Source organism: Streptococcus pseudopneumoniae (assembly GCF_001072375.1).
GTDB classification, from domain to species: Bacteria; Bacillota; Bacilli; order Lactobacillales; family Streptococcaceae; genus Streptococcus; species Streptococcus pseudopneumoniae_L.
The window spans coordinates 24,722-39,370 of record NZ_JVKV01000082.1 but is presented as its reverse complement, the minus strand read 5'-3'; the positions used below and the strand labels follow the sequence as shown (position 1 = coordinate 39,370).

The 14,649-nt window shown below is 41.6% G+C and carries 17 protein-coding genes, 1 pseudogene and 2 other annotated features; of the genes and pseudogenes, 1 reads left to right on the top strand and 17 read right to left on the bottom strand.

Translation table 11 applies throughout. From position 1 onward, the window contains the following. The 7 genes and pseudogenes from ADH31_RS10265 to ADH31_RS06960 form a co-directional block, all read right to left on the bottom strand. Nucleotides 1-126: pseudogene (locus tag ADH31_RS10265) on the bottom strand (DUF4190 domain-containing protein); the annotation flags it as partial. 91 nt (nucleotides 127-217) lie between these two features. Further along, entirely contained in the window at nucleotides 218-598 is a 381-nt protein-coding gene (locus tag ADH31_RS06985) for a rhodanese-like domain-containing protein (RefSeq protein ID WP_045763154.1), read from the bottom strand. Between the two features lie 5 nt (nucleotides 599-603). After that, nucleotides 604-828: a YqgQ family protein gene (locus ADH31_RS06980; RefSeq protein WP_049509771.1), complete on the bottom strand. Its 225-nt coding sequence runs from the start codon at nucleotides 826-828 to the stop codon at nucleotides 604-606. A gap of 68 nt (nucleotides 829-896) precedes the next feature. After that, nucleotides 897-1,358, bottom strand: coding sequence for an ECF transporter S component (locus ADH31_RS06975; RefSeq protein WP_049509769.1), 462 nt, complete (start codon nucleotides 1,356-1,358; stop codon nucleotides 897-899). Beyond that, entirely contained in the window at nucleotides 1,336-2,109 is a 774-nt protein-coding gene (locus ADH31_RS06970; RefSeq protein ID WP_049509767.1) for a bifunctional hydroxymethylpyrimidine kinase/phosphomethylpyrimidine kinase, read from the bottom strand. The genes ADH31_RS06975 and ADH31_RS06970 overlap by 23 nt, the downstream gene beginning before the upstream one ends. Continuing rightward, the gene (truA, locus tag ADH31_RS06965; protein ID WP_049509766.1) at nucleotides 2,099-2,848 is read right to left on the bottom strand and encodes a tRNA pseudouridine(38-40) synthase TruA; all 750 of its coding nucleotides are present in this window, start codon (nucleotides 2,846-2,848) and stop codon (nucleotides 2,099-2,101) included. Before truA ends, ADH31_RS06970 begins: the two co-directional genes overlap by 11 nt. An 85-nt stretch (nucleotides 2,849-2,933) precedes the next feature. After that, nucleotides 2,934-3,389 (bottom strand): GNAT family N-acetyltransferase, encoded by a 456-nt coding sequence (locus ADH31_RS06960; protein WP_049509764.1) that lies wholly within the window; start codon nucleotides 3,387-3,389, stop codon nucleotides 2,934-2,936. 70 nt (nucleotides 3,390-3,459) lie between these two features. Between ADH31_RS06960 and ADH31_RS06955 the strand changes: the two genes are divergently transcribed. Further along, the gene (locus ADH31_RS06955; protein ID WP_049509763.1) at nucleotides 3,460-4,122 is read left to right on the top strand and encodes a prepilin peptidase; all 663 of its coding nucleotides are present in this window, start codon (nucleotides 3,460-3,462) and stop codon (nucleotides 4,120-4,122) included. Here the strand turns inward: ADH31_RS06955 and trpA are convergent. From trpA to ADH31_RS06900, 10 genes are all read right to left on the bottom strand, one after another. Then, nucleotides 4,091-4,873, bottom strand: coding sequence for a tryptophan synthase subunit alpha (gene trpA, locus ADH31_RS06950; protein ID WP_049509761.1), 783 nt, complete (start codon nucleotides 4,871-4,873; stop codon nucleotides 4,091-4,093). The two genes, ADH31_RS06955 and trpA, sit on opposite strands and share 32 nt — an antisense overlap. Beyond that, entirely contained in the window at nucleotides 4,866-6,089 is a 1,224-nt protein-coding gene (gene trpB, locus ADH31_RS06945) for a tryptophan synthase subunit beta (protein ID WP_006149843.1), read from the bottom strand. The genes trpA and trpB (ADH31_RS06945) overlap by 8 nt, the downstream gene beginning before the upstream one ends. Next, nucleotides 6,067-6,666, bottom strand: coding sequence for a phosphoribosylanthranilate isomerase (locus ADH31_RS06940; RefSeq protein ID WP_049509758.1), 600 nt, complete (start codon nucleotides 6,664-6,666; stop codon nucleotides 6,067-6,069). The genes trpB (ADH31_RS06945) and ADH31_RS06940 overlap by 23 nt, the downstream gene beginning before the upstream one ends. After that, nucleotides 6,653-7,420 carry an indole-3-glycerol phosphate synthase TrpC gene (trpC, locus tag ADH31_RS06935; protein ID WP_049509756.1) on the bottom strand — a complete coding sequence of 256 codons (768 nt, stop codon included), beginning with the start codon at nucleotides 7,418-7,420 and terminating at the stop codon, nucleotides 6,653-6,655. The genes ADH31_RS06940 and trpC overlap by 14 nt, the downstream gene beginning before the upstream one ends. Continuing rightward, nucleotides 7,417-8,421 (bottom strand): anthranilate phosphoribosyltransferase, encoded by a 1,005-nt coding sequence (trpD, locus tag ADH31_RS06930; protein WP_045763145.1) that lies wholly within the window; start codon nucleotides 8,419-8,421, stop codon nucleotides 7,417-7,419. The genes trpC and trpD overlap by 4 nt, the downstream gene beginning before the upstream one ends. A 10-nt stretch (nucleotides 8,422-8,431) precedes the next feature. Continuing rightward, complete coding sequence (locus ADH31_RS06925) at nucleotides 8,432-8,998, bottom strand: aminodeoxychorismate/anthranilate synthase component II (protein ID WP_049509754.1); 567 nt, start codon at nucleotides 8,996-8,998, stop codon at nucleotides 8,432-8,434. Continuing rightward, nucleotides 8,995-10,356, bottom strand: coding sequence for an anthranilate synthase component I (gene trpE, locus ADH31_RS06920; RefSeq protein WP_049509753.1), 1,362 nt, complete (start codon nucleotides 10,354-10,356; stop codon nucleotides 8,995-8,997). The genes ADH31_RS06925 and trpE overlap by 4 nt, the downstream gene beginning before the upstream one ends. Before the next feature lie 387 nt (nucleotides 10,357-10,743). Then, nucleotides 10,744-10,975, bottom strand: a binding site (T-box leader). Further along, on the bottom strand, nucleotides 10,967-12,145 hold the full coding sequence (gene trpB, locus ADH31_RS06910; RefSeq protein ID WP_049509752.1) for a tryptophan synthase subunit beta: 1,179 nt from the start codon (nucleotides 12,143-12,145) through the stop codon (nucleotides 10,967-10,969). (Overlaps the previous feature by 9 nt.) Nucleotides 12,146-12,306: 161 nt before the next feature. Beyond that, nucleotides 12,307-12,531, bottom strand: a binding site (T-box leader). Between the two features lie 66 nt (nucleotides 12,532-12,597). Beyond that, nucleotides 12,598-13,824, bottom strand: coding sequence for a DegT/DnrJ/EryC1/StrS family aminotransferase (locus ADH31_RS06905; protein ID WP_049509750.1), 1,227 nt, complete (start codon nucleotides 13,822-13,824; stop codon nucleotides 12,598-12,600). Between the two features lie 39 nt (nucleotides 13,825-13,863). Then, complete coding sequence (locus ADH31_RS06900) at nucleotides 13,864-14,556, bottom strand: sugar transferase (protein ID WP_049509748.1); 693 nt, start codon at nucleotides 14,554-14,556, stop codon at nucleotides 13,864-13,866. Nucleotides 14,557-14,649: the final 93 nt, after the last annotated feature.

Below are 14,649 nucleotides of genomic sequence, written 5' to 3'. Positions count from 1 at the left end.
TTTTTGATGTGAATTAGCCAAGACTAGACCAATGATCCCCAAAACGAGACCTACTATTGGAGATAGCAAACCAAGGACGATAGATAGGATACCTAAAACAAGTGATGGTTTTTTCTTTTCTTTCATCTTCAAAAAACTCCTTATATTTTATACTAACAATTATACCATAAAAAGCCAAGACTTTATATTAAATATATGTGACAAGATTTTCACATTGTTAATTAGATTTCACCTTCCCTGTCCAAGAATCCAATCCGTAAGAGAGAATATAGATTTCTGAGAAACCTTGTTTTTTCAAAAACAGTGCTGCGTTTGTGACACGTTGCGCACGTTGGTTTTCATAGAGGAGGACAGGTTTATCCTTGCGAAGAGCTGCAAGACTTGTCTTCAATTGACTTGAAGGAATATTACGAGCTCCGAGGATATGTTTTCTGTGGAAGTCAGCTGGATCACGCAAATCAATCAACTGACCTGTACGAATCAAAGACTCAAACTCTGCATTGTCTACAATTTTCGCTGCACGACGAATGCGAAGATAGTTGTATCCCATCCAAGCCAACATCGCTATAATAAGTCCCCATAATACCCAAGTTACCATATTACCTAATCTCCATTTTTTTCTAAATAGTCTAATTCTAGTTTGTGCTCTCTGCGAAGAACAGTCTCCGCTTCAAGATAATCCAGCTTGTCCATCAAGCCTGCATCATAGATTCGAGATAGCTCGATCTTCATCAGTTCAATGTCATAGAGACGTTTTCCCATATAGACAATGATACCAAACTGTTTGAGAAATTGTTGCACATCGTAGAGTGTTTTCATAGCTTTCATTTTAGCAAATAATCAGAGTTTTTTCAATAGTTCCCTAATAGTTCGGGGTAGGTTTCCTTTTTTCACGATTATCTGAATTTCTTTACACTATGACAAAGAAGAAAACCTAGAGTCATTCCAACGATATTTTGCATGAGATTTGGAATGATTTCTGGAATAGCTGCACCCCAACCATTCATCCAGGCTGATGCCAAGGCATAACCAGCTACCATGAATAAAGTCGCTAAGACTAAGCCTAGCCATTGCCATTTCCCTTTAAAACCTGCAAAATAGCCTTGTAAACCATGGTTAATTAAGCTAAAAATCATCCACTGAGGGTAGCCTGAAATGAGATCAATAAGAAATCCTGCTAAACCTCCAACAATGGCCCCTTCACGACTGCCAAAGTAAAAGGCTGTGAAGAAGACTCCAACGTCCAAAAGTGTTAGAAATCCAGTTGGTGTCGGGATTTTTATAAAATACCCCAATACGACAGAACTAGCTGCCAAGATGGATACTAGGGCAATTTTAGTTGTTTTGGTTTGCTTCATATTGTCTCACTCCATATTGATCTGCTTGTGCAATGGCACGGTAAACAAAGGCTTTGGAAGTTTCAATTGCTGGCAATAATTCCTCTCCCTTGACTAACTGACTAGCAATACTTGATGCAAAGGTACATCCTGCACCAGCATTTTGTCCTTCTAAGACTGGATTCTCAAGAATGGTAAAATTCTCCCCATCATAAAAGACATCCACAGCCTTATCCTGACTGAGGCGATTTCCACCCTTGATAATCACTGCTGGTGCACCCAAGTCATGTAATTTCTGCGCTGCAGCCTTCATATCTTCCAGACTTTCAATCTTTTGGCCTGCAAGCAACTCTGCCTCAGGAAGATTCGGAGTAATCACTGATACATAAGGGAAAAAGCGAATCAACTCTTGACAGAGCTCACTGACTGCAACGTCGTGCGTTTCCTTACAAACCAATACAGGGTCCAAGACGACAGGAACTCCTGATCTTTCCTTAATGAAATTCAAAGCTTTTTCAGCAACACCGACTGTCGGCAAGAGACCAATCTTAATCCCTCCAAAGTCTACACTTTTAAGACTATCCAACTGTTGTTGGAAAATAGTCTCATCCGTCGGAAAAACCTCAAAACCATTTTCTGTCAAAGCAGTCAAGCAGGTCATGGCTACAAATCCATGCAAACCATTCAAAGTATAGGTGGCAAGGTCAGCTGCCAATCCACCACCACTAAAAATATCATTTCCTGAAAGTGCTAAAATACGATTATTCTTCATAAGAAATCTCCTTCAAATACAATCCATTAGGTGCTGCAGTTGGTCCTGCCAACTGTCTGTCTTTTTTCTCCAAGATGAGGTCAATCTGTTCAACTGGCATACGGTTGTTGCCAATTTTAAGCAGAGTTCCGACCATATTTCGAATCTGCTTATAGAGGAAGCCATTGCCTGAGAAGGTAAAGGTCAAGAACTGCCCTGTTTCATCAACCCTAAGACTAGCTTCCGTGATCGTTCTTACCTTATCTTCCACACTAGTCCCTGATGCCGTAAAACCAGTAAAGTCATGTGTTCCCTCGAGTTTTTTTACAGCAAGCTGCATACGCTCCACATCTAGCGGATATGGATAATGGGTCGCATAATGGCGACGCATAGGATTTTTAGGACGTCCTCTATCCACGATAAACTCGTAGGTCTTGCTATGCTTGGCATAACGGCAATGAAAATCATCAGCCACAATCTCAATCGAAATTACATCGATATCTTCAGGACTTTGAGTATCGAGAGCGAAGCGAAGCTTTTCCTCATTCATCTGATAGGGAAGGTCAAAGTGGATAACCTGCCCTAGCGCATGAACGCCACTGTCCGTTCGCCCTGCACCATGGATGGTAATGGCCTGCCCCTTATTTAATTTGGTTAAAGTTTTTTCAATTTCCTCCTGAACACTACGCGCGTGAGGTTGCCGTTGAAAGCCGGCAAAAGCGTAGCCATCATAGGAAATTACAGCTTTATATCTAGTCATGTATCTATTTTATCAAGAAAATTTCTCTGCAACAAGTTTGAAAACCAAAAATTGTACGGGTACAGTTCTCGGTGTCATCTAGTCCTTACCTAGGTTTTCTCATTATGTATTTACGTTCTGGAACTTCAACGGTTTGAACAATTTCAAATCCCTCTTTGTGGTAGAGGTCTCTAGCTATTTGATTTGACTCAAAAACCGTTAGGGAAATACTTTCTATTTCTTCATTTTCAAACATTTCTTGAAGAAAGTACTGGAAAGTTTTTCGACCTATTCCTTTTCCCTGCTTCTGTGGAGCTATGAGAAATCTTCCAATATGAAGATTTTTATCTTCTAGTTTGATTTTCTGGATGATGCCTACAAACTCTTCTCCAGTAAAAATGGAAAAAATCCCTTCCATCTTTTGCAAGGATTGGGCAATCAAGGGATAAGAAATCTTTGGTCCCATCCATTGCTTCTGAAAACTTTCTCCCAAAGCATTAGACCACTGACAAATGAGTTGGGCATTTTCTGACTGAAGTCCTTTTTCAAAGTTAATTTTCATATTTGTTCCTAAAACTTCTCCTATATCCAACTATTATACTCTTTCTCTTATTTTTTCCGAATAAATAAGTATGATTCATCTTTATTTTTTTCTTGTTGGAACGATTCTTGCTTCCTTTCTAGGCTTAGTCATCGATCGCTTCCCTGAACAATCCATAGATTTTCCTGCTAGCCACTGTGATTCTTGTCAGACTCGTTTGAGACCACTGGATTTGATTCCGATTGTGTCCCAGATATTCAATCGCTTTCGCTGTCGCTATTGCAAGGCTCGCTATCCTGTTTGGTATGCCCTCTTTGAGTTGTGCTTAGGACTGCTCTTTCTAGCTTTCTCTTGGGATTTTCTAACTTTGGGGCAAGTCATCCTAATCAGCGCTGGTCTGACCTTGGGCATCTACGACTTTCGCCATCAGGAGTATCCTTTACTGGTATGGATTTTCTTTCATCTACTTCTAATGGCTTGCTCTAGTTGGAATCTAATCATGGCTTTTTTCTTGATTCTTGGAATCATTGCTCATTTCATCGATATCCGCATAGGGGCAGGAGATTTTCTCTTTCTATCTTCTTGTGCCCTAGTTTTTACACTTACAGAAATACTGATTCTCATTCAATTTGCTTCTACAACCGGCATTCTAGTCTTTCTCCTGCTAAAGAAAAAGGAAAGACTTCCTTTTGTGCCTTTCCTCTTACTTGCTGCTTGCGTGATTATTTTGGGTAAGCTACTGCTTCTCGGATAAAGTCAGCGATTTCTGCTACTTGTCCTTCATGCAGAGCCTTAACAATCTTGGAACCGACGATAACACCGTCTGATACAGCATTGAAGCGTTCTACATCAGTCTGAGTGGATACACCAAATCCTGTTAAAACTGGAATGTCAGCCACTTGATGAAGTTGAGCCAAGTGCTTGTCCAAATCATCTCGGTAATTTCCTGATTTCCCTGTCACCCCGTTGATAGCAACGGCATAGATAAAACCTTCTGCACCTTCAATGAGTTCCTTTTGACGCTCAATTCCTGTAGTCAAGCTTACTAGAGGAATCAAGGCAATGTCTGTATCTGCCAAATAAGGCTCCACAAAGTTAGCATGCTCATGAGGCAGGTCTGGGATAATCAAGCCCTTAACTGCTGTATCTGCCAAATCTTTGACAAATTTCTCCACACCGTACTGAAAGAGAGGGTTAAAGTAGGTCATGATGACAAGCGGAACTTCTGTTTGAATGGTTTTCAAGATTTCAACCAAAGCCTGGGTAGAAGTTCCGCGAGCTAGACTGCGCAAGCCTGCTTCTTCAATAACAGGTCCATCTGCAACAGGGTCTGAAAAGGGAATGCCCACTTCAATGGCTGAAACACCCAAGTCTTCTAAAAAGTGAATTGTTTCACCGAGACCAGCCAAACCTTTTTCATGGTCTCCAGCCATGATATAGGGAACGAAAATTCCCTTTCCTGCTGCTTTAATTGCATTCAATTTTTCTGTTAGTGTCTTAGGCATGAGCTTCTCCCTTCTTTGCTGCGTCTGCTTCCAAGCGGTCTTTAACTTGAACTACATCTTTGTCCCCGCGACCTGATAGACAGACAATCATAGACTTGTCTGGGCCAAGTTCTTTGGCCAATTTCACCGCAAAGGCGATAGCGTGACTAGACTCCAAAGCTGGGATAATCCCTTCCACACGAGACAAAAGTTGGAATCCTTCCAAGGCTTCCTCATCTGTCACAGGAACATAGGTCGCACGCTTGATATCGTGGTAATGAGAATGTTCTGGACCGATACCAGGGTAGTCTAAACCTGCCGAGATAGAGAAGGCTTCTAAGATTTGTCCATGGGCATCTTGGAGAACATCCATGAGCGAACCGTGGAGAACACCTGGTCTACCCTTGGTCAAGGTTGCTGCATGATGCTCTGTATCCACACCTAGTCCTGCCGCTTCAGCTCCATACATAGCTACAGATTCATCTTCCACAAATGGATGGAAGAGACCAATAGCATTAGAACCTCCACCAACACAGGCTACTAGGGCATCTGGCAAATCTTGCCCTGTCAAGTCACGGTACTGTTGTTTGGCTTCTCGACCGATAACACTTTGGAAATCACGCACAATTTCTGGAAAAGGATGAGGCCCCAAGGCAGAACCAAGGATATAGTGGGTATCATCGATGTTGGCCACCCAAGAACGAAGGGCTGCATTGACCGCGTCTTTGAGTACGCGCGAACCATCTGTTACAGCTTCCACCTTGGCTCCCAAAAGTTCCATACGGAAGACATTGAGGGCTTGACGTTTAACATCTTCCTCACCCATATAGATAGTACATTCCATGTTGAAAAGGGCTGCAGCTGTTGCAGTTGCTACACCGTGCTGACCGGCACCAGTTTCAGCGATAATTTTCTTTTTGCCCATGCGTTTAGCGAGAAGAACTTGTCCCAAGGCATTATTAATCTTGTGTGCACCTGTATGGTTGAGGTCTTCACGTTTGAGGTAAATCTTGGCTCCACCAATATGCTGGGTCAAGTTTTTTGCGTAGTAAAGAGGTGTTTCACGTCCTACATACTGGCGCAAAAGTTGGTTTAACTCTTCTTGGAAACTTGGATCTGCCTGACTTTCACGATAAGCTTCTTCCAACTCCAATACTGCTGTCATCAATGTTTCTGGGACAAAACGTCCACCGAATTTTCCGTAAAATCCTTCTTTATTTGGTTCTTGATATGCCATGTTTTACCCTCTCTATAAATCTTCTAATCTTTTCCTGATCTTTTTGTCCGTTTGATTCTACTCCACTTGATACATCTACTGCATAGGGAGTAAAGTGTTGAATAGCTTCTTTTACATTATCCTCATTGAGCCCACCTGCGATGAAAAAAGGCTGGGCTAGTTCTGTCGTATCCAGTTGCCCCCAGTCAAAGGTCTGGCCACTCCCTGCCACAGGTGCATCGAAGAGTAGATAATCTGCCTGAGAATTGGGTACATGCCCATCCCCATCTACTTGAACAGCCTGAATGCTAGCACAAGGTAAATTCTCAAACAAATCATCCGCCACCTGACCATGAATTTGAACTAAGTCCAAACCAACTTTGTCAATCGCTTCTAGTAATTCTGACCGACTTGGTGAAACAAATACACCAACCTTTTTCACATTAACAGGAATGAGTGTTGCCAGCTCCGCAGCCTGTTCCAAGGTCACCTGTCTTTTGCTAGGAGCAAAGACAAAACCAATGTAGTCTGCTCCAGCCGACACTGCTACCTCTACTGCTTCTTTGGTCGATAGTCCACAAATCTTAACCTTTGTCAATCTGCAACTCCTTGATTCTCTGGGCGACATCTTCCGCTTGCATGAGAGCTGTTCCTACCAAAATTCCGTTAAAGTAGGGTGCAACTCGTTTCGCATCTTCTTCTGTAAAAATAGCAGATTCAGAAATGTACAAGCAATCGTCCTTAAAGTATTGGGACAAGTCTACGCTAGTCTGCAAGTCAACTTCAAAGGTAGTCAAATTACGATTATTCACACCGATAATTTGAGCTCCAAGGCGGTGGGCTACTTCTAGTTCTGCTAAATTATGAGTTTCCACTAACACTTCTAGTCCAAGCTCTGTCGCATAGTCATACAGTTCCTTGAGGCGTTCTTCTGATAAAGCAGCTACGATGAGCAAGATAACTGTCGCACCTGCATTGCGAGCACGGATGATTTGCTTTTCATCGATAATAAAATCCTTGTTTAAAGTCGGAATCTGTACCTGACTGGAAATCTCACGAAGGTTATCCAAATGACCTTTGAAGAAAACCTCATCTGTCAGAACAGAAATCATAACCGCACCGTTAACCTCGTAAGTCTGGGCCTGTTGAACGATATCCACATCCAGATTGATATCACCCATACTTGGACTCGCCTTCTTGACCTCTGCAATGATTTGCAAACGCTCCTGATGGTTTTTCAAATATTCAGCCAAACGATAGCTTGCTCGCAGGGGCTGAAGTTCCTCTCGTTCCATCGTTTCAACTTCACGCGCCTTTTGCTCTAGGATACGTGATAAAAATTCCTGACTCATCTTTGATACTCCTGTAATAGTCGAAGTTTTTCAAGGGCCTTACCACTGGCAATTACTTGACGTGCCATTTCAACTCCGTCTTTGATACTATCTACCTTACCATTGGCGTAGAATCCTAGGCCTGCATTTAAGACTGTTGTTTCCAAGAATGGACTTGGTTCGTTATTAAGAACGCTGACAAGGATGGCTGCATTCTCATGAGCATTACCACCACGAATGTCCTCAATGGCAATGCGTTCCATTCCCAAATCTTCTGGAGTAAAAGTTGACAAAGTAATTTCTCCATTTTCAAGAAGGGCAATGCTGGTAGTACCATTCAAACCAGCTTCATCCAACCCTTCTGGGCCAGCTACTACAATAGCACGTTTGCGACCCATGTTTTTCAAAACCTGAGCAGTACTTTCCAGAAGTTCTGGACGACTGATTCCTAGAAGCTGTGTTTCCAAGACCATTGGGTGAATGAGTGGACCTGTCAAATTCATGATGGTTGGAATTCCCAATTCCAAGCGTGCTGGCATGATATATTTCATAGCTGGATGCATGTTTTTTGCAAAGAGAAAGACAATTCCTGTTTGATCAAATACCTTACCCAATTGTGCTGGCTTGAGGTCAATATTGATTCCCAAAGCTTGCAAGACATCTGCTGAACCAGATTTAGAAGATATAGAACGATTTCCATGTTTAGCCATGTGGATGCCACCACCTGCTAAGACAAAGGCTGCAGTTGTAGAAATGTTAAAGCTAAATGACTTATCTCCACCCGTACCACAGTTATCCATAGCATCTTGAATGTTGGTTGGAATGTGTTGAGCATGTCCTCTCATAACTTGAGCGAGGGCTGTTCTTTCTTCAGGTGTTTCTCCCTTCATCTTGAGAGCTAACAGTAGAGAAGCGATTTGTGCTTCTGTCACTCGCCCTGTTACGATGCGTTCGATCACATCTGTCATCTCAACACTTGATAAATCTTCAAAGTTCGCTAATTTTTCAATAATTTCTTTCATTTTGTGTTCCTCACTTTACAACTTTCTCGATAAAATTCTGAATAGAAGATAGGCCATCTGGCGTTCCAATACTTTCTGGATGATACTGCAAGCCATAAATCGGCAAGGTTTTGTGTTGAATCCCCATAATAGCTTGGTCATCTATCGAACGAGCTGTCACTTCAAACTCTTCTGGCATCTCTTCAATTAAAATACTGTGGTAACGCATGACTGGACTATTATTCTCGATTCCTTGATAGAGAACGGAAGGAGTCTCAAATCGAATCTGACTCTGCTTGCCATGCATGACTTTTGGAGCCAAGCCCAACTTGCCACCAAAGACTTCCGCGATGGCTTGGTGTCCCAAACAAATTCCTAGAATCGGTTTCTTACCTGCAAAATCACGAATCATTTCTTCCATCTTCCCAGCATCAGCTGGCCAACCTGGACCAGGAGAAAAGACCAGTCCATCTGCCTTTGTAGCTTCTTCATAAAGGTTTGGATCATCATTTCTCAAAACCTGAATTTCTGCGAAATTCCCGATGTATTGGGCTAGGTTATAAGTAAATGAATCATAATTATCAATCAATAAAATCATGGTCTTAGTTCTCCCATTCTAGTCATAGATTTAGCTTTGTTAATGGTTTCTTGGTATTCATTCTGAGCGATAGAATCATAAACAATTCCTGCACCAGCCTGTACGTAGGCTGTTTTACTTTTTAGAATCATGGTTCGAATTGCAATGGCAAAGTCCATATCTCCAGTTGCTGAAAGGTAGCCGATAGCTCCGGCATAAACGCCTCGCTTCTCTGTTTCCAACTCATAGATGCGTTTCATAGCACGAATCTTAGGGGCCCCAGAAACTGTTCCAGCCGGAAGAGTCGCCTTCAAGGCATCCATGGCAGTCAGTTCTGGCAACAAACGACCTTTAACCACGCTAGTCAAATGCATGACATATCGGAAAAGTTCGACTTCCATATACTTGGTTACTTGGACACTTGCTGTCTCAGCAATTCGACCAATATCATTACGTCCCAAGTCTACTAGCATTCGGTGTTCTGCCGTTTCCTTTTCATCAGAGAGTAAATCACCTGCTAAAGTAGCATCTTCTTCATCATTGGCACCTCTAGGTCGCGTACCTGCAATCGGATTGGTTGTTACAATGCCGTTTTTTACGGAAACCAAGCTCTCAGGACTAGCTCCAATGATTTGATAATCTCCAAAATCATAAAAGTAGAGGTAATTTGATGGATTTGTCACTCGGAGATTTCTGTAGAAGTCAAAAGGATTTCCAGTTACTTCTGCGGAGAAACGCTGACTGAGCACGCATTGGAACATATCTCCATTGCGAATCAAGTCGCGAGCTGTTTCTACCATCTCTTCAAATTTCTGAGGTGCAATATGTGGTCTAAACTGAAGTGGTGAAACGTCCAAATCTTCAAATTCATTTGGCGCAGGGATTTTCAACTCTTCTAAAACTTGATCTAAAGCCGCTTCTAGTTCATCATTGCTTCGATCACTGTAGAGAGCATCCTCTATGATATGAATTTTTTCTTTCTTGTGGTCAAAAACTATGTAACTTTCATAGACGAAGAAATGCATATCTGGCGTCCCAATCGTATCCTCAGGAAGCTGGCCAATTTCTTCATAGAGAGAAATCATATCATAGCCAACAAAGCCGATGGCTCCACCACCAAAAGGTAGGTCTGAATGGTGCTGGCTCTTATGAGTCACCTCATAGAGGAAATCCAAGGGATCACGATCAATCACCTGACCATTTTGATAAAGAACTCCATTTTCGAACTTAATCTCAAAAACTGGATTATAAGCCAAAATAGAAAATCGAGCATTTTCCTTTTCTCTTGGGATACTTTCAAGTATGACCTTGTGTTGTCCATTTAAGCGCATATACGCCAAGATTGGTGATAAAACATCTCCATGAATGATTCGTTCCATTGTATTTTCCCTTTCAGTCAATAATTTATAGACTTTTAGTCTTAATTTCTTACCTTTTTCTATTTCCCTTAAATAGTGCGGACGGGAGGTAAAATTATCCAGTGGATGATTTTAGAAAACCATGAAATGAAAGACCTAATTTTTGAGCTCCTCGCTCATTCATTTCTAGGCTCAGGCTAAAATAGTTCCCCGAACTATTTTACTCTCAAAAATTCCGTCCTAGAGAAGCATCTTTGCTTCTTTAGGATACCACCATGGCGGGAAACATCTTTTAGAAACTCACTTCGTTCGTAAATATTCTATAACGATCTATTTATTGAAAATATCTAAAAAATCAATCGCAATATCTGAGGTAAATATATAAAAATCCCCACGCAAAATAACTTGCGTGAGGACGAAATTCGCGGTACCACCTCAATTATAGGATTTCTCCTATCTCTCATTCCTGTCTCAGAACCTTCTTGTAACAGGCTGTGCGATAAAGGGCACTCCCTTGAGAATCATGTTTTCTTCTCTCTTTTTCAGATGGACCCAACCTTACAGTATTCTCTGCTTGTTTTCAGCAACCACAAGCTCTCTGTGAGAGAAATCTCTGTATCTTTTCCATCTTTTATTTTTTAGCTTCAAGGTAGTCTGCAATAGCAGCTACGTCCTTGTCTCCACGACCAGAGACATTGATGACAATAATCTCATCTTTACTTAGTTTTGGTGCTCGTTTGACTGCTTCTGCGATAGCATGGGAGCTTTCAATAGCTGGGATAATTCCTTCAGTCTTGCTAAGTAAAAGCAAGGCTTGGACAGCTTCTTCATCAGTCGCTGCAACATATTCTACACGACCAGAGTCTTTAAAGAAGGCGTGTTCTGGTCCAACCCCTGGATAGTCTAAACCAGCAGAGATAGAGTAAACAGGTGCAACATTTCCATCTTCACCAAAGACTGCATAGGTCTTCATTCCATCGACAATTCCGACACTACCCTTGGTCATTGTTGCCGCGTGTTTGTCGGTATCTAAACCGTGACCAGCAGCTTCTACCCCAACCAATTTAACTTCTTCATCAGCTACATACTGTGAAAAGGCACCGATGGCATTAGAACCACCACCCACACAGGCAATGACGTAGTCTGGCAAACGTCCTTCTTTTTCCAAGATTTGACGACGTGATTCTTCACTGATTACTTTTTGGAATTCATGAACAATCGTTGGGTAAGGGTGCGGACCTACAGCCGAACCTAAAACGTAGAAAGCATCAAGGTCATTCATCCATGCTCCAAAGGCTGCATCAACTGCATCCTTCAGTGTACGAGTTCCCGTTTCAACTGAGTGAACAGTCGCTCCCATCATCTCCATACGGAAGACGTTGAGACGTTGACGTTCCACATCTTCTGCCCCCATATAGACATCACATGCCATACCAAATTTGGCTGCAGCTGCAGCTGTCGCAACACCGTGCTGACCAGCTCCTGTCTCTGCAATCACACGTTTTTTACCCATGCGTTTAGCAAGAAGGATTTGTCCAAGGACATTGTTAAGTTTGTGTGACCCAAGGTGGTTAAGATCTTCACGTTTAAGATAAATCTTAGCCCCACCTAAATATTCCGTCAAACTTTCTGCAAAATAGAGCGGAGTCTCACGACCTGAATAATCTTTCAAGTAATGACGATATTCTGCCGAAAATTCTGGATCGTCCTTGTATTTATCAAAAGTCACTTCCAACTCATCTAATAAAGCCTGAATTGGTTCTGGTACAAAACTACCACCAAACTGTCCGAAATATCCTTTTGTTGTCATAAAATTTTCCTCCTTCTGTATGAATCCGACTTTTTGTTTACTTTTAGTAGTAGGCAAGAAGCTGTAGATAGAACTAAAGTTCATCAAAGCTACTTAACGCCCTAATAAAAGATAAACAAAATGACGGATAGAAAAAAGCCCACACACGGAATCTATTTCCATGTGAGGGCGTTTGTAACGCGGTACCACCTCAATTGTAAAGAGAATATCCCCTTTACATCTCTGCCTTGTCTAACAACAAGTTGCACTGTAAGGTGTGCCTACCGAATTTTCATTGTTTCAAATTCACTTTTAAAATCAGCCCAATTTCACTAGTTCCAACCACCTGTTCACAGTAACCACAGGCTCCCTGAAGATTAAAAATAATTACTTTTCTGATTTGTTGAGTTAATTATATGTTATTGTTTTTTCTTTGTCAACCATTTTCACTAATTTTTTACTAATTTTTTTAATTATTTTTGTGAAGCGCCTAGAACTTCTTCAGAAACTCTGACAAAAGTCTCAATGATATAATCTACTTCTTCATCCGTTAATTTGGTGTGAAGTGGTAGTGTAATCTCATTTACAAAGTAGGCATAAGCCTTAGGATAGTTTGCCATATCAAAGCCAAGATTCTTATAAGCTGTCAAAAGTGGAAGCGGTTTGTAGTGAACGTTACTTGCGATTCCAGCCTTGGCCAATTCTTGGATGATTTGGTTGCGTTGCTCGAGACTAGCACCTTCTACATGGGTAACGTAAAGGTGACGGCAAGATTCAACAGTATCTGTCTCATGCGCCAATGGGTGAATACGAGTTCCTGCAAATCCACGGTCATAGCGAGTTACGATTTCTTTACGACGTTGAAGCAAGCCATGATAACGATCCAATTGTACCAAACCAATTGAAGCCATGATATCCGTCATGTTGCACTTGTAGGCAGGAGTTACGATATCGTATTCCCATGAACCCAGTTGCATCTTGGCTAGCGCATCTTTTGTTTGACCATGAAGAGATAGGATTTGGAATTCCTTGTACATTTCTTCATCATCAATAGCTGGATTAGCTTTCCAAGTAGCACTTCCTCCTTCAGCAGTTGTGAAGTTCTTAACTGCGTGGAAAGAGAATGATGTAAAGTCAGCAATGGAACCAGCTGCTTGTCCTTTATAAGTTGAACCCAAAGCATGGGCACTATCAGATACTACAACAATACGATTAAAGACTTTTTGCCACTTGCTAGCAGCTGTAAAGAGGTCACGTTTTTTCTCGACAACTTGGAACAAACGGTCATAGTCACAGATAATCCCTGCAAGTTCAACTGGGATGATAACCTTTGTCTTCTCAGTGATCGCTTGTTCAAGCTTGTCATAGTCCATTTCAAAGGTATCACCTTGGATATCAACCATTACTGGTGTAGCACCTACGTGAGTTATAACGCTACATGATGCTGTATAAGTCATAGCTGGAACGATAACTTCATCGCCAGGGCCCACTTCAAGCACGCGCAAGATCAATTCAAGAGCTGCTGTTGCAGAGTTGAGGCAGACTGTCTTAGATGTCTGAGTATAGGCAGATAGACGACGCTCCAATTCTTTTGTCTTTGGACCTGTTGTAATCCAACCAGAACGGAGGGTATCTGCTACTTCAGCAATTTCTGCTTCGGTAATATCAGGTGGTGAAAATGGAATATTATACTTTGTCATTGTTTTACTCCTTTGATCGGTTTCAATCTTGTGACTACTTTATTTTAAAACTTCAAATACAGTCTGGAACATGATCTTGATATCTCCGAAGAAATTAAAATCACGTAGGTAGGCTAGATTATAGTGCATCTTTTCTGGAAGGACTCTTTCGACATAAGCTTGGTCGACCGACATACCTTTTGCAGTCATTTGACTGATAATGGCATCCTCGTCCTTATAATTAATGCTGGCAAGCGATGTAATCCCTGCTGGCAAGAGCAAGGTAGCCATCATTTCAGGGCTGTACTGCTCAGTATAGCGTGGTACTTCTGGACGAGTTCCCACAAAGGACATCTCTCCTTTGAGAACATTGACCAATTGTGGAAGTTCATCCAAACGAACACGGCGAATGAAATTTCCAACTTTGGTGATGCGGCTGTCATTGGCAGAAGTTACTAGACTTCCTTTCTTGTCCGCATCGGTCACCATGGTCCGGAATTTCCAAATCTTGAAATGTCGGTTGTACTGGGTTACCCGTACCTGCTTGTAAATGACTGGACCCTTGCTATCTAGCTTGATCCAAATGCTTAGAATCAGAAATACGGGTGAGGTCAAGATTAACAAGACCAAGGCTAGAACCAAATCTAGACAACGCTTGAGAATCAGAGATCCTTTTCTTTTAGAAACAAGCTGGTAGTATGGTTTTACCTCGCTCAATTGCATTTCTTGAGGTAACTCATCCCATTTCAGCATGCACATTCTCCTCTGTTTTTTATATATAATCTTTATTAACATTCTACATTATACCACAAAATGAAAGAGGCAATACAAGAAATCTGTGATTTA